The sequence below is a fragment of the Superficieibacter sp. HKU1 genome, assembly GCF_029319185.1.
Classification (GTDB): Bacteria; Pseudomonadota; Gammaproteobacteria; order Enterobacterales; family Enterobacteriaceae; genus Superficieibacter.
Map to the genome: position 1 here is coordinate 44,603 of NZ_CP119754.1, position 22,378 is coordinate 66,980.

General features: G+C 54.6%; 23 protein-coding genes. 15 read left to right on the forward strand and 8 right to left on the reverse strand.

Annotated features, from left to right (window positions below; all coding sequences use genetic code 11):
* Window positions 1-10 precede the first annotated feature (10 nt).
* The 5 genes from P0H77_RS00215 to P0H77_RS00235 all read right to left on the reverse strand — a co-directional run bounded on the left by P0H77_RS00215 (window position 11) and on the right by P0H77_RS00235 (window position 4,935).
* On the reverse strand, window positions 11-1,390 hold the full coding sequence (locus P0H77_RS00215) for a carbohydrate porin (protein WP_276160622.1): 1,380 nt from the start codon (window positions 1,388-1,390) through the stop codon (window positions 11-13).
* A 167-nt stretch (window positions 1,391-1,557) separates the two neighbouring features.
* The gene (locus P0H77_RS00220; protein ID WP_276165207.1) at window positions 1,558-1,860 is read right to left on the reverse strand and encodes a PTS lactose/cellobiose transporter subunit IIA; all 303 of its coding nucleotides are present in this window, start codon (window positions 1,858-1,860) and stop codon (window positions 1,558-1,560) included.
* Between the two features lie 7 nt (window positions 1,861-1,867).
* Window positions 1,868-3,256, reverse strand: coding sequence for a glycoside hydrolase family 1 protein (locus tag P0H77_RS00225; protein WP_276160623.1), 1,389 nt, complete (start codon window positions 3,254-3,256; stop codon window positions 1,868-1,870).
* 17 nt (window positions 3,257-3,273) lie between these two features.
* Window positions 3,274-4,608: a PTS transporter subunit EIIC gene (locus tag P0H77_RS00230; RefSeq protein WP_276160624.1), complete on the reverse strand. Its 1,335-nt coding sequence runs from the start codon at window positions 4,606-4,608 to the stop codon at window positions 3,274-3,276.
* Window positions 4,609-4,620: 12 nt separating this feature from the next.
* Window positions 4,621-4,935 (reverse strand): PTS sugar transporter subunit IIB, encoded by a 315-nt coding sequence (locus tag P0H77_RS00235; RefSeq protein ID WP_103676304.1) that lies wholly within the window; start codon window positions 4,933-4,935, stop codon window positions 4,621-4,623.
* A 291-nt stretch (window positions 4,936-5,226) separates the two neighbouring features.
* Here P0H77_RS00235 and P0H77_RS00240 point away from each other — a divergent pair, with 291 nt between their 5' ends.
* A complete protein-coding gene (locus P0H77_RS00240; protein ID WP_276160625.1) occupies window positions 5,227-6,180 on the forward strand; it encodes a LacI family DNA-binding transcriptional regulator in 954 nt (317 codons plus the stop codon).
* On the opposite strand, the gene P0H77_RS00245 is transcribed toward P0H77_RS00240, so the two are convergent.
* On the reverse strand, window positions 6,155-7,087 hold the full coding sequence (locus P0H77_RS00245; protein WP_276160626.1) for a DMT family transporter: 933 nt from the start codon (window positions 7,085-7,087) through the stop codon (window positions 6,155-6,157). The two genes, P0H77_RS00240 and P0H77_RS00245, sit on opposite strands and share 26 nt — an antisense overlap.
* Window positions 7,088-7,175: 88 nt before the next feature.
* Here P0H77_RS00245 and P0H77_RS00250 point away from each other — a divergent pair, with 88 nt between their 5' ends.
* From P0H77_RS00250 to P0H77_RS00270, 5 genes are all read left to right on the forward strand, one after another.
* On the forward strand, window positions 7,176-7,592 hold the full coding sequence (locus P0H77_RS00250; RefSeq protein ID WP_276160627.1) for a GNAT family N-acetyltransferase: 417 nt from the start codon (window positions 7,176-7,178) through the stop codon (window positions 7,590-7,592).
* Between the two features lie 46 nt (window positions 7,593-7,638).
* Window positions 7,639-8,046, forward strand: coding sequence for a hypothetical protein (locus tag P0H77_RS00255; protein ID WP_276160632.1), 408 nt, complete (start codon window positions 7,639-7,641; stop codon window positions 8,044-8,046).
* Between the two features lie 66 nt (window positions 8,047-8,112).
* Window positions 8,113-9,252, forward strand: a complete 1,140-nt coding sequence (nhaA, locus tag P0H77_RS00260; protein WP_276165208.1) for a Na+/H+ antiporter NhaA — start codon at window positions 8,113-8,115, stop codon at window positions 9,250-9,252.
* A gap of 93 nt (window positions 9,253-9,345) precedes the next feature.
* Window positions 9,346-10,122, forward strand: coding sequence for an MBL fold metallo-hydrolase (locus P0H77_RS00265; RefSeq protein ID WP_276160640.1), 777 nt, complete (start codon window positions 9,346-9,348; stop codon window positions 10,120-10,122).
* 15 nt (window positions 10,123-10,137) lie between these two features.
* The gene (locus P0H77_RS00270) at window positions 10,138-11,091 is read left to right on the forward strand and encodes a helix-turn-helix domain-containing protein (RefSeq protein WP_276165209.1); all 954 of its coding nucleotides are present in this window, start codon (window positions 10,138-10,140) and stop codon (window positions 11,089-11,091) included.
* 97 nt (window positions 11,092-11,188) lie between these two features.
* Here the strand turns inward: P0H77_RS00270 and P0H77_RS00275 are convergent, their stop codons facing one another.
* Complete coding sequence (locus P0H77_RS00275; protein WP_276160649.1) at window positions 11,189-11,584, reverse strand: cupin domain-containing protein; 396 nt, start codon at window positions 11,582-11,584, stop codon at window positions 11,189-11,191.
* Between the two features lie 148 nt (window positions 11,585-11,732).
* Here P0H77_RS00275 and P0H77_RS00280 point away from each other — a divergent pair, with 148 nt between their 5' ends.
* On the forward strand, window positions 11,733-12,623 hold the full coding sequence (locus P0H77_RS00280) for a LysR family transcriptional regulator (protein ID WP_276165210.1): 891 nt from the start codon (window positions 11,733-11,735) through the stop codon (window positions 12,621-12,623).
* Between the two features lie 4 nt (window positions 12,624-12,627).
* On the opposite strand, the gene P0H77_RS00285 is transcribed toward P0H77_RS00280, so the two are convergent.
* Complete coding sequence (locus P0H77_RS00285) at window positions 12,628-13,683, reverse strand: NAD(P)-dependent alcohol dehydrogenase (RefSeq protein WP_276160657.1); 1,056 nt, start codon at window positions 13,681-13,683, stop codon at window positions 12,628-12,630.
* Between the two features lie 369 nt (window positions 13,684-14,052).
* On the opposite strand from P0H77_RS00285, the gene P0H77_RS00290 reads away from it, so the two are divergent.
* The 8 genes from P0H77_RS00290 (at window position 14,053) to P0H77_RS00325 (ending at window position 22,102) form a co-directional block, all read left to right on the forward strand.
* Window positions 14,053-14,511, forward strand: coding sequence for a helix-turn-helix domain-containing protein (locus P0H77_RS00290; protein ID WP_276165211.1), 459 nt, complete (start codon window positions 14,053-14,055; stop codon window positions 14,509-14,511).
* A gap of 267 nt (window positions 14,512-14,778) precedes the next feature.
* A complete protein-coding gene (dagR, locus tag P0H77_RS00295; protein WP_276160664.1) occupies window positions 14,779-17,577 on the forward strand; it encodes a transcriptional regulator DagR in 2,799 nt (932 codons plus the stop codon).
* A gap of 118 nt (window positions 17,578-17,695) precedes the next feature.
* Window positions 17,696-18,130 carry a PTS sugar transporter subunit IIA gene (locus P0H77_RS00300; protein WP_276160667.1) on the forward strand — a complete coding sequence of 145 codons (435 nt, stop codon included), beginning with the start codon at window positions 17,696-17,698 and terminating at the stop codon, window positions 18,128-18,130.
* A gap of 13 nt (window positions 18,131-18,143) precedes the next feature.
* Window positions 18,144-18,629, forward strand: a complete 486-nt coding sequence (locus P0H77_RS00305; RefSeq protein WP_276160668.1) for a PTS system mannose/fructose/N-acetylgalactosamine-transporter subunit IIB — start codon at window positions 18,144-18,146, stop codon at window positions 18,627-18,629.
* A gap of 23 nt (window positions 18,630-18,652) precedes the next feature.
* Window positions 18,653-19,405: a PTS sugar transporter subunit IIC gene (locus tag P0H77_RS00310; protein ID WP_276160670.1), complete on the forward strand. Its 753-nt coding sequence runs from the start codon at window positions 18,653-18,655 to the stop codon at window positions 19,403-19,405.
* Window positions 19,402-20,259 (forward strand): PTS system mannose/fructose/sorbose family transporter subunit IID, encoded by an 858-nt coding sequence (locus P0H77_RS00315; protein ID WP_276160672.1) that lies wholly within the window; start codon window positions 19,402-19,404, stop codon window positions 20,257-20,259. The genes P0H77_RS00310 and P0H77_RS00315 overlap by 4 nt, the downstream gene beginning before the upstream one ends.
* Before the next feature lie 3 nt (window positions 20,260-20,262).
* Window positions 20,263-21,372 (forward strand): D-glucosaminate-6-phosphate ammonia lyase, encoded by a 1,110-nt coding sequence (gene dgaE / locus P0H77_RS00320; protein ID WP_276160673.1) that lies wholly within the window; start codon window positions 20,263-20,265, stop codon window positions 21,370-21,372.
* Window positions 21,359-22,102 carry a 2-dehydro-3-deoxy-phosphogluconate aldolase gene (locus P0H77_RS00325; RefSeq protein ID WP_276160674.1) on the forward strand — a complete coding sequence of 248 codons (744 nt, stop codon included), beginning with the start codon at window positions 21,359-21,361 and terminating at the stop codon, window positions 22,100-22,102. The genes dgaE and P0H77_RS00325 overlap by 14 nt, the downstream gene beginning before the upstream one ends.
* Window positions 22,103-22,378: the final 276 nt, after the last annotated feature.

The following is a 22,378-nucleotide window of genomic DNA, read 5'->3' on the forward strand; positions in this document are numbered from 1 at the left end:
CCGTCTTTTATCAGAACCACGCCTCCCACATTGCGCCGACGTTGAAATCGTCCAGTGTCTCATCATCGGTGCCGTTAACGCGGGCGGTGCGTTTGTTATCAACTTCGCCGCCGGTTACGTAGAAGCGCAGCATCGGCCGGAACTCCGGCCCCATAGCGATAGAAATATTCTGTGAGAGCGTGACTTTCCAGCCTTTGTTATCGCCGCCTTCGTCATAATCCACCCGCTGATAGCCCGCTTCCAGCCAGGTAGAATGCACATCATTCCAGAAATACATCGGACGCACGATAGCGCCGTAGTTTTTGCGATTGTCACTGCTGTCATCGCTATTGTCGTAATCATGGAAGGCTAACAGATATTCCACCTGTGCCTGTTGGGTAAACTTATGGCTACCCTCAAAACTGGCGTAAATCGCTGTCAGATCGTCGGTTTTGCTGTAAACGCTGTTATCTGAGTTATCCGAATAGCGGGCAATCACTTTATTTACGCCGCTGTCGTTGGTATGGCTTAACACTACGCCCCCCTGCCAGGCTTTCATCCGCTCATCACTTTCGACATCTTTTGAGTCAAAGCCATAGTTGGCGTACAGCTCCAGATCCAGCGGGCCGACGTTCATGCCGTGAATTTTAGAGGTCAGTGCGTAGTTACCTTTGTCGCCCGTACCGGAGCCGCCGGTACAAGTAATCCGCGACGGGTTCGCTTCGTCTTCCATCACTTCAGGACTACAGGATTCCACGGCGGCGACCGCAGCGACATCAAACTTCACGCCGCCGATATCGAAGTTTTTCACCCCGGCACCCTGCCCGTCGTGGTTCATCCAGAAGTAGTCGTTGATCCCCTGTTGCGGTCGCTGGTGGAAATCACGCCCTGCCCACAGATAGGCATCCGGATTAGAGGCCAGCACATTCGTCACGCCCGCATAAGCCTTTTTCAGGTTAACCTCATCGCCCCAGTGGTCGAACATCACGTTGACGTCCCAGATGGCCCCACTGTCACTTTTAAACGCTTTTGAAAGCTGGAATTCGCCGCCGTTACCTTCATTACCCAGACGGCCAATCGCCGACGCGCCATTATACGAGCCATCCACGCCGACATATTTCTGATCGCCTGCTTTAAAATGCGCGCCATAACGGGCATAGCCGCTGAATTTTACGCCGAAGGGAATTGCCATATCCGGGCTTTGCGCCGCGCTTTGTGGCTCGTTGACAACGTCCGCTTTTTTCTCGACCGCCGCATCCATTTTAGCCTGACGTTCGGCGAGCGCTTTATCGACCGCTTTGGCGACAATGGCATCGAGTTGTTCCTGCGTAAATTCCTGTGCGAGGACAGAAATTGGGCAAAGGGCGGCAATAACTGCCAGTGTTAATGGAAGTTTTTTTACTATTTTCATGGTTATCTCAATGTAATTAACTATTTTTAGATAATAACCACCCGTTTTTGGTCTGACTGAATAAGCCGCTATCACCAAAACAAGTTGATTTTATTTTTACTCTCGGGTACGGGTTAATTAAATGCTATCGTAATAAATACTCCATTCCAGAAGTTAACTATCAGAAATTAACGTTGATAAAGATGAATAATTTCACCTGCCAGTTCACGCGCCAGTAGTGACGTCATTAAATGATCCTGGGCGTGAACCATAATTAAGGTCATTGGCTGCCTGGCTTCTCCGGCATCCTGTTCGATCAGTTTGGTCTGCATCTTATGCGCATCGCGGGCGTAACCATCGGCTTCGCGCAGCAGGCTGTTAGCCTCGTCAAAATTACCGTCGCGCGCGGCCTGCAATGCTTCAAAACACAGGCTGCGCGACTGGCCTGCATTGACGATAATTTCCATGACGGCTTCTTCTAATATAATCATCATTCCCTCACTCTTTATCAAAACCAATACTGGCGGCGACGGCAGCGAACCATTCACCACTCTCTTTAACGATCCGCTGCTGCGTGATTACATCGAGCTGGACAAAACCATAACGATTTTTATACCCATTGCACCATGACCAGTTATCAATAAACGTCCACATATGATATCCAAGACACTGGCAGCCCTCGCTAATTCCTTTATGCAACCAGGCAAGATGGCTGGCGACAAATTCAATTCGATAACTGTCTTTTATTTGCCCGCCATCAATAAAGCGCGCTTCGTTTTCAACACCCATCCCATTCTCAGAAATAAAACAGCGTGGGTTATTATAATTAACACGTAAATTAGTCAGAATATCGTAAATACCCGGTGCATAAATTTCCCAGCCGCGATAAGGATTCATTTGCCGACCGGGCATCTCGTAATGGTCAAATAACCACTCAGGCATAAACGGCGCATCGGGGTTAACGGCGCTGTCCCGACATTTCACCCGGCGCGGCTGGTAATAGTTAATCCCCAGCAGGTCGATTTTGCCATCGGCAATCAGCGCGCTATCGCCTGGCTCGCAAAGCGGAAGCTGGTCGTATTGCTTAAGCAGTTCCACTAAATCCTGTGGATATTCCCCACGCAATACGGGATCCAGAAAGCTGCGATTAAACAGGAGGTCAGCGTAGTGCGCCGCTTTCACATCCGCCGGATTTTCTGAACGGGGATAAGATGGCGTCAAATTAAGTACAATGCCAATTTCACCTGCGTAGTGCCCGGCACGCCAGCGGCGGACCGCAGAAGCATGGGCCAGCACCGTATGGTAAGCCACCGTCGCCGCCCGGCGAAAATCGACCACATTCGGATAATGAAAGTCATACAGATAACCGCCTTCTACCGGTACGATTGGCTCATTAAAGGTGAACCAATGCTTCACGCGATCGCCGAAAAGCGTAAAACAGGTTTCCGCGTAGCGGGCAAACGCGGCAACGACTTCACGATTTTCCCAGCCGCCTTTTTCCTGCATCACCATCGGCATATCGAAGTGGAACAGGGTAATAAATGGCGTAATTCCCTGTGCCAGCAGTTCATCGATCACCTTGTTGTAGAACGCCACCGCTTCGGGGTTAACCTCGCCAGTGCCGTCCGGGATCAGCCGTGACCAACTGAGTGAGGTACGAAAGCTGTTATGATTTAACTGCTTTAACAGGGCGATATCCTGCTTCCAGTGCTGGTAAAACGTCGACGTCTCATCCGGGCCGATCCCCTGATGAAAGCGCCACGGCTGACGTGAGTACCAGATATCCCACGTCGTCTGGCTCTTACCGCCGCGCTGACTTTCCCCTTCGGTTTGTAGCGCCGAGCTGGCGCTCCCCCACCAGAAGCCTGCGGGAAATGTATATTTCATAATAATGACCTCTTCCTTCACAAAGAATTGCTGTTGACGGTTTCAGCGGCAGGCACGCTGCTTTGCGCTTTCTGCTCTTCGGTTTTGATCAACGAGCGTTCATAGGCGCGAAGGAAAGGCAGATACATCAGCGCCGACATTGCCATACAGATGAAGCACATGATCACCGGACTGAGCGCCCAGTTCGCTGCCCACGACGCCCCGATAGGCGCAGGTGTCGTCCACGGTGTCAGTGAGACGACCTGTTCCAGCCAGCCCATACGCGTAGCGGCGTAAGCCAGACAGGCGTTGACCAGCGGGACGCAGACGAACGGAATGAACAGCATAGGGTTCATGATGATCGGTGCGCCGAACAAAATCGGTTCGTTAATGTTAAAGAAACTGGGCACGACGCCCATTTTGCCGATAGTACGCAGGTGCGTCACCCGGCTGCGCAGTAGCAGGAAGGCCAGCGGTAGCGTTGAACCTACGCCGCCGATGAGCAGATAGTGGTCCCAGAAACCTTGCAGGTAAACGTGCGGCAGAGCGGCCCCCGCAGCCAGCGCGGCCTGGTTTGCCGACAGGTTTGCCATCCAGAACGGGTTCATTATGCCAGTGACGATCAGCGAACCGTGGATACCGGCAAACCAGAAAATCTGGCACAGCAGCACCGACAGCAGGATTGCAGGAAGGGAATCCGAGGCGGAGACCAGCGGTTCAAGCAGGTGCATAATGGCCTGCGGAATAATCATCCCGGTTTTCGCTTCGATCAGCAGATTGAGCGGATGCAGCGTGGCGATCACTACCAGCACCGGGATCAGGATTTCAAATGAACGCGCCACGCCGGTCGGGACTTCTTTCGGCAGGCGAATGGTGACATTGTTCTGCTTCAGCCAGGCATAAACGCGTGTCGAGTAAATCGCGGTGATCAGTGCCGTAAAAATCCCCTGACCTGACAGGTACTGCGTTGATATTTTGCCGTCGGCATACGGGGCCGCGACCAGCAAAAATGCCATAAAGGCCAGCAGACCGGACATCACTGGATCGAGATTAAACTGGCGGCCCAGGCTGGCCCCGATCCCCACCGAGATGAAAAAGGTCATTACGCCCATGCTAAGGTTAAACGGCAACATAAGCTGTTCCCGATAGTTCTGGGAAAAATCCAGCCAGCCGCGTGCGAAGCTATTAGTGGTTTCAGCAGAGAACGGCGGAAAAATAAACACCAGCATAAACGAACCGATGATCATAAATGGCAGCGCGGCGGTAAAGCCGTCACGGATCGCTATCACGTACTTTTGCTGCCCCAGACGGCCAGCGAGCGGGGTGATGGATTGTTCAATGACGGCAACCATTGACTGATAGAGCGAACTCATAATGACACCTTTTTAATGTGCCGCTTCGATGAGCGACAGAGCGTAATCCAGCACCTTGTCACCGCGCTGCATACCGTAATCCATCATATCAATGGCCTGAACGGGAATGCCGTGAGTGGCAGCCTTTTCGGAGAGTGTTTTTAACATATATTTTACCTGCGGTCCGAGCAGCACCACCTGATATTGCGGAAACTGCATATCAAATTCGGAAACGCCGTAAGCATCAATTTTCACTGGCAGCGCACGCTGGGCAGCGACTTCTTCCATCTTTCTCACCAGCAGACTGGTAGACATCCCGGCGGAACAACACAGCATAATCTTGTACATCGACAACCTTCCTTAAATGTAAAAACTTATTGCGGGGATGATTGGATAACATATGGAAACCGGTTTCCATTTATAAACTGCAGAACTGTGACCGCTATCAATGTCCTGCTGTTATTGGCTGAAGTTATGCGCTTCAGGTCACGTATTTAGGCGGGCTTTTGCAAATCTGGCTACTAATGGAAAATCGGTTTCCATGAAAAAAGGAAACGGATATACTGCAAGTGGCGAATATTTAAGCCAATGTTAAAACCAGAGTGAAATGGACTGGCTGAGGACCGAAAGAGGATAAAGATGTCTACAATCAACGATGTATCGCGTTTAGCTGGGGTATCTAAAGCCACAGTTTCACGGGTGTTGAGCGGCACGCGCGGCGTGAAAGAGGCCAGTCGACAAGCAGTATTGAAAGCGGTCGAGGAGCTTAACTATCGGCCAAATGTGATTGCACAATCACTGTTCAGCCAGTCGACGGGCTGCATCGGGGTGATTTGCGCCCAGGATAATATTAATCAGACTACCGGTTATCTTTACGCGCTGGAAAAACAACTCAGCCAGCATCAAAAACATCTTCTGCTGCGGTTCGCCAATACTAAAAACGACGTCATGAGCGCGCTTGATGAGCTAAGCTGCGGCCTGTGTGATGATATATTAATTATCGGTGCCCGCTTTCCGCTCACTATTCAGCAGGATAATGTCATTCAGGTGGACTGCTCGGTGTCCGGCGATGTAAACAGCATCCAGTTTGATCATGCTTTTGCGGCGGAAACCGCCTGTCATTATCTTATCAGCCAGAATCGCCGTCAGATTGCGCTTATCCAGCCGGGCGGCAGCGGGTTTACCGAGCAGGTACTGCTGGGCTATAAGCACGCGCTGGAAAAAAACTTTCTGCCATTTAACCGCAATCTGGTCTTTATGGAGTGTACGTCTTCTTCCGTTGCGCTTCAGGAACTGCTGAATAACGCCACGACCCTGAATTTTAACGCGTTGCTGGTGGCGGACGAGCAGGAGGCACAGCGGGTGATCCCCCAGCTCCAGGCGTTTAATAAGTCAGTACCGGACGACATTATGGTCTTCAGCCTTGCCGGATCGTTACAACTCCCTGGGATCCCGACGATACCAGCCATTGAATATTCTATGGATGCGATGGCCGCGCGTATTGTCAGTTGGCTGAATGAAAAAACGCAAAACGTTCTCGATTCCTGTGTTTTGCGCGGAGATTTAATTATTCCTGACGTCCGTCGACGTTAACCGGTTTCTTTGCGTACCCTTTACGCCGCGAATCCATCGCAATCAGCACCACCGAGGAGAGGATCAGCAGCGTACCGAGCCAGTCCGGCAGCGTAAAGGTAATGCCCAGCAGCAGCAGCGAGAGTAACGCGCTGCTCAGCGGTTCCGCGCAGCTAAGAATGCTGGCTTTCGGTCCGCCGATCATCTGCGCGCCCTTCAGATACATGCTGAAGGTCAACGCCGTACCGATCACCACCAGATAGAAAAACGCCAGCAGCAGGCCGCCGTTCACCACAAAATCGGTTTCATTTCCGGCGTAGAATGGCAGCAGCATCGCGCCGCCCAGCAGCATACTCCAGCCGACGACCGGTAGCGTGCCGAAGCGGGCAATCAATGTAGAGGGATACGTCGTATAAAAAGCGGCGGAAAACGCCGAAATAATCCCCCAGATCAGCGCCGCAGGAGAAATTGACAGCGAGGTCGGGTCGCCGTGCGTCACCAGCAGGAAGGTGCCCGCCAGCGAGGTAAAGATCGCCAGAAACACCAGCGCGGCGGGGCGCTTTTTGCGCACGGCAGCAAACCAGGCGACGATAATCGACGGGGATAAGAATTGCAGGACGGTCGCCGTCGCCGCGTTTGATTTCTCAATGGTGACGAGGAACGTCAACTGGACGGTCAGCGCGCCGACCACGGTAAACATCAGCAGGCTGATGGCATCCTTTGGCGTTTTCAGGATAGAGAAAATTTTATCGCCGTGGATGAACGACAGCGTTAACAGAATAAAACCGGAGAACAGGAGTCGGATCATGGTCAGGAACGGCGCGGAGATCTGGCTCTCCTGCATTATAAACTGCGCGCATACGCCGGAACTGCCCCACAGCACGGCAGCGAACAGGACGTACATAATCCCTTTTTTGGTCGATCCCATTTTTCCCTCAAATCAGTTTATTTTTTAACGCGCCGCATCATAACATAAGCCTTCGGTATGAAAACTCACCTGAATTTATGAGGAATTAATGGAACTCACCGTGACGCAAACTGTTACCCCGGAGGATCAAGAAGAGCTCCTTAACGGGTTACGGGTATATAACAGCCAGTTTATTGACGCCAGCGGCTGGGGCAGGTTGGGCGTTTATGCCCGCGATGAGAATGGGAAGATGACCGGTGGGGTGATTGCAGATCAGAAAGGGGAGTGGCTGTGTATTCAGTATCTGTGGGTGAGCGACGCCATGCGCGGTTCCGGGTTGGGGACCAAACTTATGGCCGCCGCCGAACACCAGGCGCAGGAGATGGGCTGCCTGAACGCTATGGTAGATACCGTCAGTTTCCAGGCGCTGCCGTTTTACCAGAAAAAGGGCTATCAGCTTAAGATGACGCTGGAGGATTTCCCGCAGAAGGGGATGCAGCGGCACTATCTGGCGAAAGCGCTGTAAAGGGTGAAGTAGCTGATACGTGCCCCGACAGTGAACGGCGAGCTGGATGCTAACGTATTCCCGCTCCCCTTTTCTGGTGGAGGAGAATAAAGCGGCAGAAAAGGTCCGTGATCTTATTCGTGCCTGTCAGACGCCTGTCGTGGCTGCGCAGGCGAAAAAACCGTTAATGACAGGGCAGTTCCTGGCGGATAATGACCATCCGAACCCCGTCACCGTGGTACAATTTGCGGGTGGGATCACGTTATTCAAAAGCGTTAATGAGATCGGTTTTTGCGCACTCTCATTCTGGCGGCCAGGCGATCTACACCGCCGTCGTAACAGAGCGCCGATCGGGGCAACACTCGCGTTCTGGTTCAGATCCCCACCTTTACCGGTTTTTACCGCCAGGAACGGCACCCGGCGGGCCGATTGTGGTAAATTTCACCCCCGCAGTGAATCACCGCACTATCCATGACAAGGAGGCCTTGTGCCAGACGTAATTACCCGCATCACACGACGCCAGGCCAGAGCGCTGGTCTCGATGTTTCAGTCGGCTTCTGCCGGAGGGATCGTCCTCATCATTGCGTCGGCGGCAGCCATCGCCGTCGCTAACTCCTCGCTGGTCGAAATATATCGCTGGCTGCTCCATTACTCCATTGCCGGGTTGAGCCTTGAGCTATGGGTCAATGATGCGCTAATGGCCATTTTCTTTCTGCTGGTGGGGCTGGAGATCAAACGTGAACTGCTGATCGGCCAACTGGCGACCTGGGGACAACGAGCGCTTCCCGGTCTGGCCGCGCTGGGCGGGATGGCGGTTCCGGCACTCATCTACCTGGGCTTTAACCTCAGCAATGGCGAAACCATCGCGGGCTGGGCGATCCCTTCTGCTACGGACATCGCCTTTGCACTGGGCGTGCTGGCGCTGCTCGGTAGCCGTGTGCCGATCTCACTGAAAATTTTCCTTTCTGCGCTGGCGGTTCTTGATGATATGGGCGCAGTTATTATCATTGCGCTTTTCTATACCGGCGGGATCTCTGCCGCGATGCTGGCGGCAGCGGCCGGCATTGTCGTGCTGCTTATGGTAATGAACCGAATGGGCGTAAAACGCCTCACCCCTTATTTACTGGCGGGGGCCCTGTTGTGGTTCTTTATGTTGCAGTCCGGCGTGCATGCCACTATCGCAGGGATTTTGCTGGCGCTGTTCATTCCGCTTAAGGGTAAAGATGAACAGCAGGACGCGCCGCTGGACAAACTTGAACATGCGCTTTCACCGTGGGTGACATTCCTGATCCTGCCGCTGTTTGGCTTCGCCAACGCGGGCGTGTCGTTGAGCGGACTGACGATGGACGACCTGCTTTCGCCTGTACCCGTAGGCGTGGCGCTGGGGCTGTTCATTGGTAAGCAGATTGGCGTGTTTGGCATGGCGCTGTTGGCCATTAAGACCGGTCTGGCTCCTCGTCCGCATGGCAGCTCGTGGTCGCAGATCTATGGTGTATCCGTGCTGTGCGGCATTGGTTTTACCATGAGTCTGTTTATCGGTAACCTGGCATTTGCCCGTTCACCGCTGCTGGTGGATGAAGTGAAAATCGGCGTGCTGGCAGGCTCCATTGTGGCAGCGCTGGTCGGTATGCTGATCCTGCGTTTTTCGTCCTCCAGAAACGAGTCGCACAAGGCACATTGACCCGATTCCATCGTTATATGCCCACTGGCCTGCGGTACGCCGCAGGCTGAGGGCTTATCCTTTCTCCTGTAGCCGCCTGATACTGGAGCAAAGATGAACATCACACAAATTCGTAACGCCACTCAACTTATTACCTATGGTGGGAGCCGTTTTCTCATCGACCCAATGCTGGCAGACAAAGACGCATACCCCGGTTTTGCGGGTTCGGCGCGGGCCGAACTGCGTAACCCGCGTACTGCGCTGCCCCTTCCGCTGGCGACATTGCTGGATGTGGATGCGATAATCGTCACGCATACCCATCTCGATCACTGGGATGATGCCGCCGCCGCGCTGATCCCCAAATCAATGCTGATTTTTGTGCAAAATGAAAGCGATCGGGATCTGCTGCGGGAGCAGGGATTCAGCCAGCTCAAGGTGCTCGGCGAGACCACGCACTTCGGCGATATCACTCTGATCAAAACTGACGGTCAACATGGCCCCGATGAAGCTTATGCGAATGCGGAACTCGCCGCGCGTCTTGGCGATGCCTGTGGCCTGGTGTTTATGCATCCACAGGAAAAGACGCTGTACCTGGCTGGCGATACGATCTGGGTTCCGCCGGTGGAAACCACGTTGCGTCAATATCAGCCGGATGTTGTCGTACTGAACGCCGGATGGGCGCATATTATTGGCGTGGGAGCGATTATCATGGGAAGCGAAGATTTACTCAGAACACATCGGATAGTACCGCAGGCACGTATTATCGCGACCCATATGGAAGCAGTAAATCATTGCCTTCTGACGCGTGCGCAGTTGCGCGAGTATGTTGATGCCAACCAGTTTGGTGACAGAGTGAGCATTCCGCAGGATGGCGAAACCGTTACCTGTTAATCCCGGAGGAGAATGATGTCAGCGCTGGCCGTCGCCCTTGTCGTTACGCCGAATTTCAGCCCGTTTCACCTTTCCGTACCGTGCATTCTTTTTGGCGACGGCATTGCCACCCGCAACCTGTTCAACCTGAAAATATGTGCGCAAACGCCAGGCTCGGTGAACTCGGCTTCGGGATTCTCAGTGGCGGCAACCCACGGTTTTGACGCCATTGCGCAGGCCGACATTGTGATCGTACCGTTCTGGCATAGCGTCAACGAGCGTCCACCGCAGGCGCTTCTCGACAGTCTGGTGGCGGCGCACCGTAACGGCGCACAGGTGGTCGGATTGTGCCTCGGCGCGTTTGTTCTCGGCTATGCCGGGCTGCTGGACGGTCGCCATGCGGCAACCCACTGGGAGTACGAGCAGGATTTTCAGCGGCTTTTTCCGCAGGCAAAGTTAGATATTAACGCGCTTTATCGCGATGATGATCGGCTGATCACTTCTGCGGGCACGGCGGCGGCGCTGGATTGCTGCCTGTATATCATACGCCAGCGTTTCGGCAGCGCGACGGCAAACCAAATCGCCCGGCGGATGATTGTGCCGCCGCACCGCGAAGGTGGCCAGGCGCAGTTTATTGAACATTCTGTACCGCAAACGACCCAGGATGTACGTATCAATACCCTGATTGAGCACCTGCGGGATAATCTGAACCAGCCTCACGACCTTGAGGCGCTGGCGGCGCTGGCGTCTATGAGTCGCCGCACGCTGACGCGGCATTTTATGAAGGCCACCGGGCAGACGGTCGCCGACTGGATCGGTGCAGAACGTTTACGCCGCAGCCAGATGCTGCTGGAGAGCGGCGATCTGTCCGTTGAGCGGGTGGCGGAGCACGTTGGTTTTCAGTCAGCGGTGACTTTCCGCCAGCAATTTAAACGCCACTTCGGCGTCAGTCCTGGCGAGTGGCGTAAAACCTTTCGCGGTCAGGCGTAGTACCGGGCCTGGGGTTCTAAGCACCTGTAGGCCGCGCAAGCGCAGCGCCGCCCGGCAGGCCAGCACGCTGATGCCGCATACTTTCCACCGGCCATACTTACTGCCGATACTGCTCGTCGGTCACTTTCTCCATCCACGTGACCGGGCTGCCATCGACCGCTTCGGCAATGGCGATATGGGTCATCGCATTCTCCGGCGTCGCGCCGTGCCAGTGTTTCACCCCTTCCGGTATCCAGACGATATCGCCCTGATGCATCTCCTGAATCGCCTCGCCCTTACACTGGATCCAGCCTTTGCCCTGCGTCACGATCAGCGTCTGGCCCAGCGGATGCGTATGCCACGCGGTACGCGCGCCAGGTTCAAAGGTCACCGTCGCGCCGCCTACGCGAGCGGGAGCATCGGCGCTGAACGGCGCATCGATACGCACGCGACCGCTAAAATATGCCTCTGGCCCCTGCGCTGAGGCGATAGATCCGCTACGAATAATTTTCATGTGTTTCTCCTGCAGTAAACTCGTGCTTTAAGCTTACGCACTCCGGCGGCAAAGCATTACCCGCCTGGCCGGGAATGGACCTATGAATTCAATTCATCACTGCGCGCGTTATACTCATCTCATCCCACGATTGCCCTGCGTAACCGACATGCTGAAAGAAAATTTTAACGATCTGATCGCCTTCCTGGTGGTAGCGCAGGAAAAGAGCTTTACCCGCGCGGCGGCAAAACTCGGGCTTTCCCAGTCGGCCCTCAGCCATTCCATGCGCGCCCTTGAAGAGCGAATGGGTATTCGTCTGCTCACCCGTACCACCCGTAGCGTCTCGCCGACGGAGGCGGGAGAACGGCTGATTGAGCGGATCGGCCCGCATTTTCAGGATATCGAAAATGAACTCAGCAGCCTGAAAGATATGCGTGACATTCCGGCGGGCAATATCCGTCTCACCGCGGGCGAGCATGCGGTGGATTACGTGCTATGGCCGGTGCTGCGAGATTTTATGGCCCGCTGGCCGGACATTAACGTAGAGGTCACGGTGGACAACGCGTTGATGGATATCGTCACGCAGCGCTTCGACGCCGGTATCCGGCTGGGGGAGGCGGTGGCGAAGGATATGATCGCCATTCCCGTCAGCCCGCCAATGCGGATGGTGGTCGTCGGTTCGCCAGCGTACCTCCGCCAGCGCGGGACGCCCGTGGTACCTGCGGATCTTCAGCAGCATCGCTGCGTCAATATGCGGCTGCCGACGGCGGGTGGCCTGCTGCCGTGGGAGTTTTCACGCGACGGAAAAGCGCTGAAGGTCAGGGTGGAAGGTCAGTTAACAATCAACGCGTTGCATCACCGTATCGAAGCCGCTCGTGATGGCATGGGGCTGGTTTATATTCCGGAAGATAGCATTGCGCGGGAGATCGCCAACGGCGAGCTGGTCCGCGTGCTGGATGAGTGGTGCGAGCCGTTTCCGGGATATTATCTCTACTACCCCAGTCGCCGGCAGCACACCACCGCGTTTTCACTGTTCGTTGAGGCTATGCGATTGCCTTAACGGATCATGCTTGCAGCGTGGCCATATCGATCACAAAGCGGTATTTCACATCGCTTTTCAACAACCGGTCATAGGCTTCATTAATTTCATCCATGCGGATGATCTCAATGTCTGACGTAATATTGTGCTCGCCACAAAAATCCAGCATCTGCTGGGTTTCTTCAATCCCGCCAATGCAGGAGCCGGAGACGGAACGGCGTCCCATAATCAGCGGCAGCGTATTGAGCGTCGGGTCGACATCGCCCAGCAAACCAACGAACACCAGCGTGCCGTCGAGGGTCAGTGTCGGCATATAAGGGTTGATATCATGTGCGTAAGGCACAGTGTCGATGATTAAATCGAACTGGCCTTTTACCGCGTCCATCTGCTGTGCGTCAGTGGAGAGCACCACATGATGCGCCCCCAGACGCCGCGCGTCGGCCTCTTTGCCAGGCGAGCGAGTAAACAGCGTGACCTCCGCGCCCAGCGCGTGCGCCAGTTTCAGCGCCATATGCCCCAGACCGCCCAACCCGGTCACCGCCACTTTACTGCCTTTGGTCACGCCCCAGCGGATCAGCGGCGACCAGGTAGTGATCCCGGCGCAGAGCAGCGGCGCGACCGCTTTCACATCAAGGCTTTCCGGGATGCGCAACACGAAATCCTGGGTGCAGGTAATGGAGCGGGAATAGCCGCCGTAGGTAGGGCGATGGTCGTGGGGATCAACGCCGTTATATGTCTGCGTGCAGCCCGCTTCGCAATATTGTTCCAGTCCGGACTGACAAGGGGAACACTCGCGACAGGAATCGACCATACAGCCAACGCCAACCAAATCGCCGGGTTTGAATTTTGTCACCTTGTCGCCCACAGAGGCTACACGCCCGACAATTTCATGGCCCGGTACGACCGGGTATTGGCTGAAACCCCAGTCGTCGCGCGCCTGGTGGAGATCGGAATGGCAAACGCCGCAGTAGAGAATATCAATAACCACGTCATCTTCACGACGATCGCGACGTTCAAAATGAAAAGGGGCCAGCGGCGCTTTTGCTGACTGCGCGGCGTAGCCGAGGATAGTAACCGTCATAGTAACTCCTGCTTTCAAGGGACGCGAATACCTGAGACGTTAAGGATAAGGGCCTTCAGGCGAGGGGATAAGCCGTTAAAAACAACAAGAGGTGATGAAGTACATTCATGAATGAATGTCCGGACCGTATTTATCTTAGTTCGCCTTATCGGGAGATGTTTTGCTGTTTGCGCCATACAGGCTTGAGCCGGGCCACGAGCTGCATAACCAGCAAGCGTTATCTGGCAGAATTGCAGACGTGGGTAGATGGTAGACTCACCCTGCCTCTGTGCTGAGGGAGTGAATATGGTTTTTTCGTTTATTTTGAATATTTCGCTTTTCGATTATTTCGATTACGCTTATAGCCATTATTTGAAAAAAGCGAATGCAATGACAACGCTCTTGAACAACCTAAACCTGCCGGACAGTCGGGAAAGTGAACTGGCACAGCGTGGACAACGGGAGCTGGCGGCATATATTTCAACCAAACTTGAAACCCACCATATTTCTATTGTCACTGACGATAAGAAAAACCATAGCATCGAGCTGCCGACAAGCGCGCTCACTATGCTGATGGATATTCTGGGGGAGCTGGCTGCCGGTAATGCGGTGCAGGTCGTTCCGGTACATGCTGAGCTCACTACCCAGGAGGCGGCAAATATGCTTAACGTTTCGCGCCCTCATCTGGTCAAGTTACTGGAAGAAGGCAAGCTGCCTTTTCACAAAACGGGTCGACATCGTAGGGTTTTATTCGCTGATTTAATGGAATATAAAAAGCGCCGTGAGAATGACAGCCTGGAAGCTATGCAGGCTCTGTCCGATCAAGCGCAGGACTTAGGGATGTATTAATGAATGAGACATTCTCTCAGGCATCCTTCCCTGACGACAGATGAATTTCTGGAGATGTTACTAAAGCAGGGCCTGCTGATGACAGTCAGGATGCTGGAAGAATATCAATATGCGATTTAAATCGCGCTTTCCTGGCAACCTCATGAAAAATAACGCCTGAGATCCACTAAATCATGACGAAAACCTATTCTTCCCGCCTTGTCTCTTTTTCGCATAAAGGAATAGTGTATGGTCTGAATCTTCTTTATTTATGTGTCCGGTAACAAGATGAGACGTATTGAGATCGTACTGAAAGAGCTGGAGCGGCTGACGCATGGGTTGAATCTGGCCGATCTGCAACAGGATGTCGCTTTTACCGCAGAGCGCATCGGTTTTAACCTCGGGCTGGCGCGTAACTCGGTCAGTAAGGATCTCAATCAGCTATGGAATGATGGCCTGGTGATAAAGAGCCGTGGTCGCCCGGTTTATTTTCTGCATCGGATGGCGATTGAAGCACTGCTGGGTCGTAAGCTGGATGAGAATGAGCGCGAGATGCGTTCAGTGGCCGCGCTATTGCCGCAACCATCCTTTCCGGCGACAACCGATCCCTTTAGTGCGCTGATTGGTTATGAGCGTAGCCTGCGCGATGCAGTAGAGAAGGGTAAGGCAGCGGTATTATATCCTCATGGCCTGCATGTCCTGCTGACCGGGCCTTCCGGCGTCGGGAAAACCTTTTTTGCCGAACTGATGCACCGCTACGCCTGCGAACATGCGTCAGGCGTCACGCCGCCGCTGGTCTACTTTAACTGTGCTGAGTACGCTCACAACCCGGAACTGCTTTCATCACATCTTTTCGGCCATCGGCAGGGTGCTTTTACCGGCGCAACGGAAAATAAATCTGGTCTCATAGATCAGGCGGACGGTGGCTATCTGCTGCTGGATGAGGTGCACCGACTGCCTTATGAAGGGCAGGAAAAATTGTTCTCTCTGCTGGATAAGGGGGAATACCGGCCGCTTGGCTCCAGCGCCAGCGCGCGGACGATCTCAGTACGGCTAATCTGTGCCACGACCGAGCCGGTGAACTCCTCTCTGCTACGTACTTTTCAACGGCGCATTCAGGTCTGCATCGATTTACCCGGTATCCGTCAGCGCTCGGTCGAAGAACAGGTTGAACTGATTGTCGGTTTCCTTCAGCGTGAAAGCCGCAAAATTGAGCGCACGGTCAGTATCGACAAAACCCTGCTGCTGTGGCTGCTCAACAAGCCGCTGGAAGGGAATATCGGCCAGCTAAAAAGTGATATCCAGTTTCTTTGCGCCCAGGCGTGGGCGTCAGGAATGGCGGAGCACAATGAGGCGCTACAGCTGGACAAAAGGCTGGTGGAGACGCCGTTTAATGCCACGCCGGAGCAGCGTTTGCTGGTGGATGCGTTGTTCGATGGTAAAGAGCGGCTCAGCGTCGATGCCCGCACGCTTCCGGCGCTGAAAACATCCCTTTCCTCAGGCGCTGAAGGGGAGGAGAGCGATCTCTTTTATAGCTTCCTCACCCGCGAGTATGTCAACCTGCGTAACAGTAACGTGCCGCCCGCCGAAACGCTGGCGATTTTGAAAAACAAACTCAGCTCTATTTTCGAGTATGGCCTCTATAGTCGCGACAGCGCCGCCCATCCGCCGCGCTACGGCGATCAAATCGAGGAGCGGGTGACCTTGCTGATCGGCTGCGTGGAGCAGGTGCTGGGCTTTGGCCTGCCGGAAAATCTGATCAATCCGTTACGTAAGCACTTTCTGGCGCTGATCAGCTACGTACAGCGGGGCCTGATCCCTCAGCTTTACTCCTCCAGTCTGATCCTCGACCGTTGCAAAGATGAATTCGAGAATGCCACGTTACTGTGTCGTAAAATCAATGAGTTGCTACATATCCAATGTCCGGCGACAGAAGTCGTCTGGCTGTGCCTGTTCCTGAAAGAGTGCCGCCACTACCGTCAGCGTATTGATGCCAGCCCGGACTGCGGCGTGATCCTCATCGCCCATGGGGCAACCACCGCCACCAGCATGGCGCAATACGTCAACCGCGTGCTGGAGCGCGATCTGTTCAGCGCCATTGATATGCCATTTGAGCAGTCGGTGCACGACACGCTGGAGACGCTGACGCAGATGATCCAGGCGCGGCAGTATCGGCGATTAATTTTGATGGTTGATATCGGCTCCCTGGTGCATTTCGGCAGCACCGTCAGCAAACTCTTCCAGATTGACGTATTGCTGATGCCTGACATTACGCTGCCCGGTTTGCTGGAGGTCGGCCTGGATCTGAGCTTCGAAACCAGCGACTTACCGCAGCTTGCCGCCTTAATGCAGGACAAAGGCATCGCCTGCCAGCTCTGCACGCCGCAGCAGGAGAGTGCCGGAAAGGTACTGGTCATCTCCTGTATTACCGGTATGGGCACGGCGGAGAAAATCAAAAAGGTGCTGGAAGAGAGCTTCGGTGACTTGATGTCGCAGGATACGCGGATGGTGATCCTCGATTATAACGAGGTGCGTAGCCTGGAACGCGTGCAGCAGGCGTTGAATGCGGGTGAGCGGCTGGCAGGCATTGTTGGTACCTTCCAGCCTGGTTTGCCGGATATCCCGTTTATTTCTCTGGAGGAATTGTTCTCTGAACAGGGGCCGGAGCTGGTACTAAGCCTGCTGACGCCGGATCTCTCCAGCAGCGAGCGGCGTCTGGAGATGGAGCGCAGCGCGATGCGTTTTATCAGCGCGCTGACCATGGAAAGCATTATCAACCATATCTCGGTACTCAATCCGCAGCGCATTTTACTGGAAATGGAAGGGGTGCTTAACCACCTGCGCGCCGCGCTTTCATTAAAACCGAGCCGTCAGGTGACACTACGCTTCCTAATCCACTGCTGTTGTATGGTGGAGCGTATTGTGATTAACCGTAAACCGTTACAGATGGCGTTGGAAAACAAACCCGATTTGGATGCGCATGCTTTTAGTGTCATCAAAGCCGCCTTCCTGCCCGTGGAAGAGGCCTATGCCATCCGTTTATCCGACGCTGAATACATTTATATCTACGAATTGCTGTACAGCTGATCCCTTTACTGACGGGGCCTTACGTCCCGCCACGTCGCTTTCTTCTCCCGCGTGACACAAATCCTGGCACACCCTTTGCTCTGTCTGACAGGAAAACAGAGCGCGCCAGGAGGCCATTTTGACATCCACTGTACTAACCCAAACGTTGCCCGAAATTCTGCTACTGACGCACGGCGGCTGGGGGCAACAGCTTTGCAACAGCCTGCGCATGGTAGCAGGTGAAATTAAAGGCGTATCGGAGATTGCGTTGATGCCCGTCGACACACTGGGCGAGTTTTATCAGCGCGTCGAAGCGGTGGTGAAAACCATGCCGGAGGGATCGCTGATCCTGACTGATTTTGTCGGCGGCACCACCTCCAATGTCGCCGCGCGTTTAAGCGCCGATTACCCGATAGCAGTGATTGCCGGTCTGAACGCGACGTTGTTGCTGGAGGCGCTGGACCAGCGTGAACGCAGTCAGTTGACGGCTTGTGTACCCGAGCTTGTCGATGCCGGGCGCAACAGCTGCCTTGATGTCGTCGCCCACGTTCGACAGCTACAACAACCACAATAAGAAGGAAAAAGCTATGGCAAACATCGTGTTATGTCGCATTGACAGTCGACTCATTCATGGTCAGGTCGTCACCAAATGGGTGGGACAGTCCCAGGCGAACCGGATTGTCGTTGTCAGCGATGAGCTGGACGCCGATCCCTTTATGAAAAACATCTACCTGATGGCTGCGCCGCCAAACATCAAAGTGGATTGCTATGGCAATAGCAGCTTCGCGACGGCCTGGCAGGAGAACCAGTTGGGTGATGGCAAAGTACTGGTGCTGTTTCCCTCGCTTGCCGCAATTCAGCAGGCCGTCGTGCAAGGCTTCAACGTTAGCGCCATTCAGGTGGGTGGCTTAGGCGGCGGACCGAATCGCAAAGCGGTCTTTCAGAACATTACGCTTGATGAAACCGATGTCGGCATTCTTAAGGACCTGAAAAGCCGCGGGATTCAGGTAATTTTCCAGACGATCCCGGAAGATAAGCCACAGTCGCTGGACGATATCCTGAAAAAATTCTAACCCTCTGATAATGGGATAACACTATGGATACCTTAATTTTTGCGAGCCTGATGGGTCTGTATTACTGGTTCGCCCGTTTACGCCTCGGCTACACCTTCTCCGCCATGCTATTGCAGCCGGTCGTGATTGCCGTATTCGTTGGCCTGCTGCTTGGCAATATGGAAACGGCAATGATTATCGGCGCGGGAATGCAGTTGGTTTATCTCGGGGTGACGTCTACGCCGGGCGGCAACGTGCCGTCGGATCCGGCGCTGGCCGCCTGCATTTCGATTCCTATTGCGGTGAAAGCCGGGATGGACCCAAACCTGGCGATCGCACTGGCGATCCCCTTCGGCGTGATTGGCGTGTTCCTCGATCAGCTCCGGCGCACGCTGAATGCAGCATGGGTACATATGGCGGACAAACACGCGGAAACGGCCAATATCGCCGGGATCATGCGCTGCGCCTTTGTCTACCCGGCGCTGCTGGGGCTGATTCTGCGCTTTCCGGTCGTTTTTGCCGCCAACTATTTTGGGCAGAATGTGGTGGAAAGCTTCCTCAAACTGATGCCGCACTGGCTGACTCACTCCTTTGAAATCATGGGCGGCATTCTCCCCGCGCTCGGCTTCGCCATCACCATTATGGTGATCGGTAAAAAAAGCCTGTTGCCGTGGTTTATCGGCGGATTCTTTGCGGTGCTGTACCTGAAAGTCGACATCATGGCGATGGCCATCTTTGGCACCTGCGTGGCCTTCCTGATCAAAGGTCTGGCGAAAAATGAAGGAGCAACCTCATGAGTAGCGATGTAATGGAACATGAACTGGTCGAGCGTGCGCGAACAAGCCACGCGCTGACCAAAGCGGATATCACCAAAGCCTGGTTTATTTACTGGCTGGGCGCGGAAGTGTCCAACTCCTATGAGCGATTGCAGAGCCTGATTTTCTGCGCCTCGATGACGCCGATCATCAAAAAACTCTATCCGCAAAAAGAGGAGCAGGTGGACGCGCTGAAACGTCATCTGAACTTCTTCAACTCTGAACAAACGTTCGGCGCGGTGATCCAGGGGATTTCCATCGCCATGGAGGAGCAGAAAACACGCGGCGAGCCGATCAGCGATGCCTCCATCACCGGCATTAAAACCGGCCTGATGGGACCGCTGGCCGGGATGGGCGACTCTATCGTCTGGGCCGCCGTCATGCCGCTGTTAATTGCGATTTTCATCCCGTTCGCCGCCAGTGGCAGCTCGTTTGGCGGTATTGCACCGCTGATCCTCTATCCGGCGATCACCCTGGCCATCAGCTACGGCCTGATCCACAAAGGCTACACGCTCGGTCGCGATTCGATAATCGGACTGCTTCAGGGAGGACGAATTAAAGAACTGATCTACGGCGCGAACGTGCTGGGCTTGATCATGATGGGCGCGCTCTCGGCAAGCTACGTCAAAATCACTACGCCGCTTAAAATCAGCGCCCAGAAAGGGTCCGAAGTAGTGGTGCAGCAAATCCTCGATTCTATCGCGCCCGGCCTGCTGCCGCTGGCGGCGGTGTTTGCCATCTACTTCTATCTGGTGAAAAAGGGACCGCGCTACACCACTATCCTGCTGTCGATTGTGGCGATTAGCGTCGTTTGCTCGTTGCTGGGGGTGTTGTAAGCCATGACGCAAAACATTTATCAGCAGCTGGGGCTGAAAAGAGTGATTAACGCCTGCGGCAAGATGACGATACTCGGCGTCTCCAGCGTTGCGCCAGAGGTGATGCAGGCCACCGCCCAGGCGGCAGGCGCGTTCGTGGAAATCGACCAGCTGGTGGATCGTGCCGGGGAACTGGTTTCCCACCATACTGGCGCAGAGGATAGCTATATCACCTCCTGCGCCTCGGCGGGCATTGCCATCGCCGTTGCCGCCGCCATTACGCACGGTGAACAGACCAGCGTCGCGCAAATGCCGGACAGCACCGGTCTGGCGAATGAGATTGTGATGTTACGCGGGCATAACGTGGACTACGGCGCGCCCATCATCAGTGCGATTCGACTGGGCGGTGGACGGGTAGTGGAAGTCGGCTCCAGCAACCTCGCCGCACGCTGGCAACTTGAGAGCGCGGTGAATGACAACACCGCCGCGCTGCTGTTCGTTAAATCGCACCACTGCGTCCAGAAAGGGATGCTGAGCATTGAGGACTTTGTCGCTGTCGCTCGCACTCATGGCCTGCCGCTCATTGTGGATGCGGCGGCAGAAGAGGATTTGCACAGCTGGGTGGCCTGCGGCGCGGATATGGTGATCTACAGCGGAGCGAAAGCGTTTAATGCGCCGACCTCCGGGTTTATTACCGGCAAGCGAGCCTGGATTGCCGCCTGCAAAGCGCAGCATCACGGCATTGCGCGGGCGATGAAAATTGGCAAAGAGAATATGGTCGGGCTGGTGTATGCCCTGGATCGCTATCAGCAGGCACAACAAACGCCTGATGCGCAGGCATTGCAGCCGTGGGCGGAGGCCATCTCCGCGATTCACGGTCTCCACGCCGATATTGAACAGGATGAAGCCGGACGAGCGATCTGGCGCATCCGTGTGCGAGTTGAACCGCAGGAGCTGGGGCTTGATGCCCGGAAAGTGGAAGCGCAGCTTCGCGATGGCGACATTGCTATTTATGCCCGTCGTTATTATCTGCATCAGGGCATATTCAGCTTCGATCCACGGACCGTGGGTGAAGGGGAAATGGCGCTGATCGTTGCCCGACTGAAGGAGATTGCAGACCATGCAGCAAATTAATTTTTATCGCCAGCGAGTAGCCATTAACGTACTGGCGAAAGATATTGCCAACGCCCGGGAAATTTATGACGCCGCAGAAGGGCATGCGGTAATTGGAATACTCTGTGCGCAATTCGCCAGCGTTGAAGAAGGAATTGACGAGGTGAAGCGCTGGATGATGGAGATACCGTCGGTTTCTGTAGGTTTGGGAGCAGGCGATCCGGCGCAGTATTACAAAGCGGCGATGATTGCAGCAAAGGTCCACCCGGCACACGTGAATCAGACCTTTACCGGTAGTGGTTTTGCCGCGGGTGCGCTGGCGGCAACGGGCGGTGAGCAAACGCATATTAACGCCCTGGTCAGCCCTACGGGCACGCCAGGGGATGTGCTCATATCAACCGGAGTCCGCAGCGGTCAGGGAACGCCAGCCCATGTCTCCTGCGATGCCGCAGTCAGAATGATGCAGGATATGGGAGCGCACGCGGCGAAGTTTTTCCCGATGGGCGGCGAAAAATCGCTGGCGGAACTGAACGTACTGGCGCAGGCGGCGGCCAGAAATGGCATGACGCTGATCGAGCCGACTGGCGGAATCGATCTGGAAAATTTTGGCGTCATTCTGCAAACCAGCCTGGAAGCAGGCGTCTCCCGCGTAATGCCGCATGTTTACAGTTCCATTATCGATCCGCAGTCTGGTAATACACGCCCTGAAGATGTGAAGGCGCTGATGGAAATAGTAAAAAGCCTGGTATAACGGTGACAATGTGCCGGGCGGCGGCTTTGCCTGACCCGACCTGTGAAAAAGCGTTAGCCCTGGCTTTTATCTCTTTCAGGTACCCCTGCGATTTTTGCTTACCCTAGTGGGCAATGGTGTCGTTCACAATGCCGTTGAGATCGCGTTGCGCTTCTCGTGTGATCCTGCGCCCCCCATGCCTAAATTCTCAGAAATCACGTATTCACCGTGTGACATCTCTGGCTGTGTGTTAAATATGTTGTATAACCTTTTAACATTACTCAGGGACGCTTCACG

Coding starts and splice junctions, on each gene's coding strand:
- P0H77_RS00215 (WP_276160622.1), bottom strand. CDS start 1,390: ATGAAAATAGTAAAAAAACTTCCATTAACACTGGCAGTTATTGCCGCC.
- P0H77_RS00250 (WP_276160627.1), top strand. CDS start 7,176: ATGGAACTCACCGTGACGCAAACTGTTACCCCGGAGGATCAAGAAGAG.
- P0H77_RS00305 (WP_276160668.1), top strand. CDS start 18,144: ATGGCAAACATCGTGTTATGTCGCATTGACAGTCGACTCATTCATGGT.
- P0H77_RS00245 (WP_276160626.1), bottom strand. CDS start 7,087: ATGGGATCGACCAAAAAAGGGATTATGTACGTCCTGTTCGCTGCCGTG.
- P0H77_RS00240 (WP_276160625.1), top strand. CDS start 5,227: ATGTCTACAATCAACGATGTATCGCGTTTAGCTGGGGTATCTAAAGCC.
- P0H77_RS00290 (WP_276165211.1), top strand. CDS start 14,053: ATGACAACGCTCTTGAACAACCTAAACCTGCCGGACAGTCGGGAAAGT.
- P0H77_RS00230 (WP_276160624.1), bottom strand. CDS start 4,608: ATGAGTTCGCTCTATCAGTCAATGGTTGCCGTCATTGAACAATCCATC.
- P0H77_RS00255 (WP_276160632.1), top strand. CDS start 7,639: ATGCTAACGTATTCCCGCTCCCCTTTTCTGGTGGAGGAGAATAAAGCG.
- P0H77_RS00325 (WP_276160674.1), top strand. CDS start 21,359: ATGCAGCAAATTAATTTTTATCGCCAGCGAGTAGCCATTAACGTACTG.
- P0H77_RS00310 (WP_276160670.1), top strand. CDS start 18,653: ATGGATACCTTAATTTTTGCGAGCCTGATGGGTCTGTATTACTGGTTC.
- nhaA (WP_276165208.1), top strand. CDS start 8,113: ATGTTTCAGTCGGCTTCTGCCGGAGGGATCGTCCTCATCATTGCGTCG.
- P0H77_RS00235 (WP_103676304.1), bottom strand. CDS start 4,935: ATGTACAAGATTATGCTGTGTTGTTCCGCCGGGATGTCTACCAGTCTG.
- dgaE (WP_276160673.1), top strand. CDS start 20,263: ATGACGCAAAACATTTATCAGCAGCTGGGGCTGAAAAGAGTGATTAAC.
- P0H77_RS00265 (WP_276160640.1), top strand. CDS start 9,346: ATGAACATCACACAAATTCGTAACGCCACTCAACTTATTACCTATGGT.
- dagR (WP_276160664.1), top strand. CDS start 14,779: ATGAGACGTATTGAGATCGTACTGAAAGAGCTGGAGCGGCTGACGCAT.
- P0H77_RS00285 (WP_276160657.1), bottom strand. CDS start 13,683: ATGACGGTTACTATCCTCGGCTACGCCGCGCAGTCAGCAAAAGCGCCG.
- P0H77_RS00225 (WP_276160623.1), bottom strand. CDS start 3,256: ATGAAATATACATTTCCCGCAGGCTTCTGGTGGGGGAGCGCCAGCTCG.
- P0H77_RS00275 (WP_276160649.1), bottom strand. CDS start 11,584: ATGAAAATTATTCGTAGCGGATCTATCGCCTCAGCGCAGGGGCCAGAG.
- P0H77_RS00220 (WP_276165207.1), bottom strand. CDS start 1,860: ATGATTATATTAGAAGAAGCCGTCATGGAAATTATCGTCAATGCAGGC.
- P0H77_RS00270 (WP_276165209.1), top strand. CDS start 10,138: ATGTCAGCGCTGGCCGTCGCCCTTGTCGTTACGCCGAATTTCAGCCCG.
- P0H77_RS00315 (WP_276160672.1), top strand. CDS start 19,402: ATGAGTAGCGATGTAATGGAACATGAACTGGTCGAGCGTGCGCGAACA.
- P0H77_RS00280 (WP_276165210.1), top strand. CDS start 11,733: ATGCTGAAAGAAAATTTTAACGATCTGATCGCCTTCCTGGTGGTAGCG.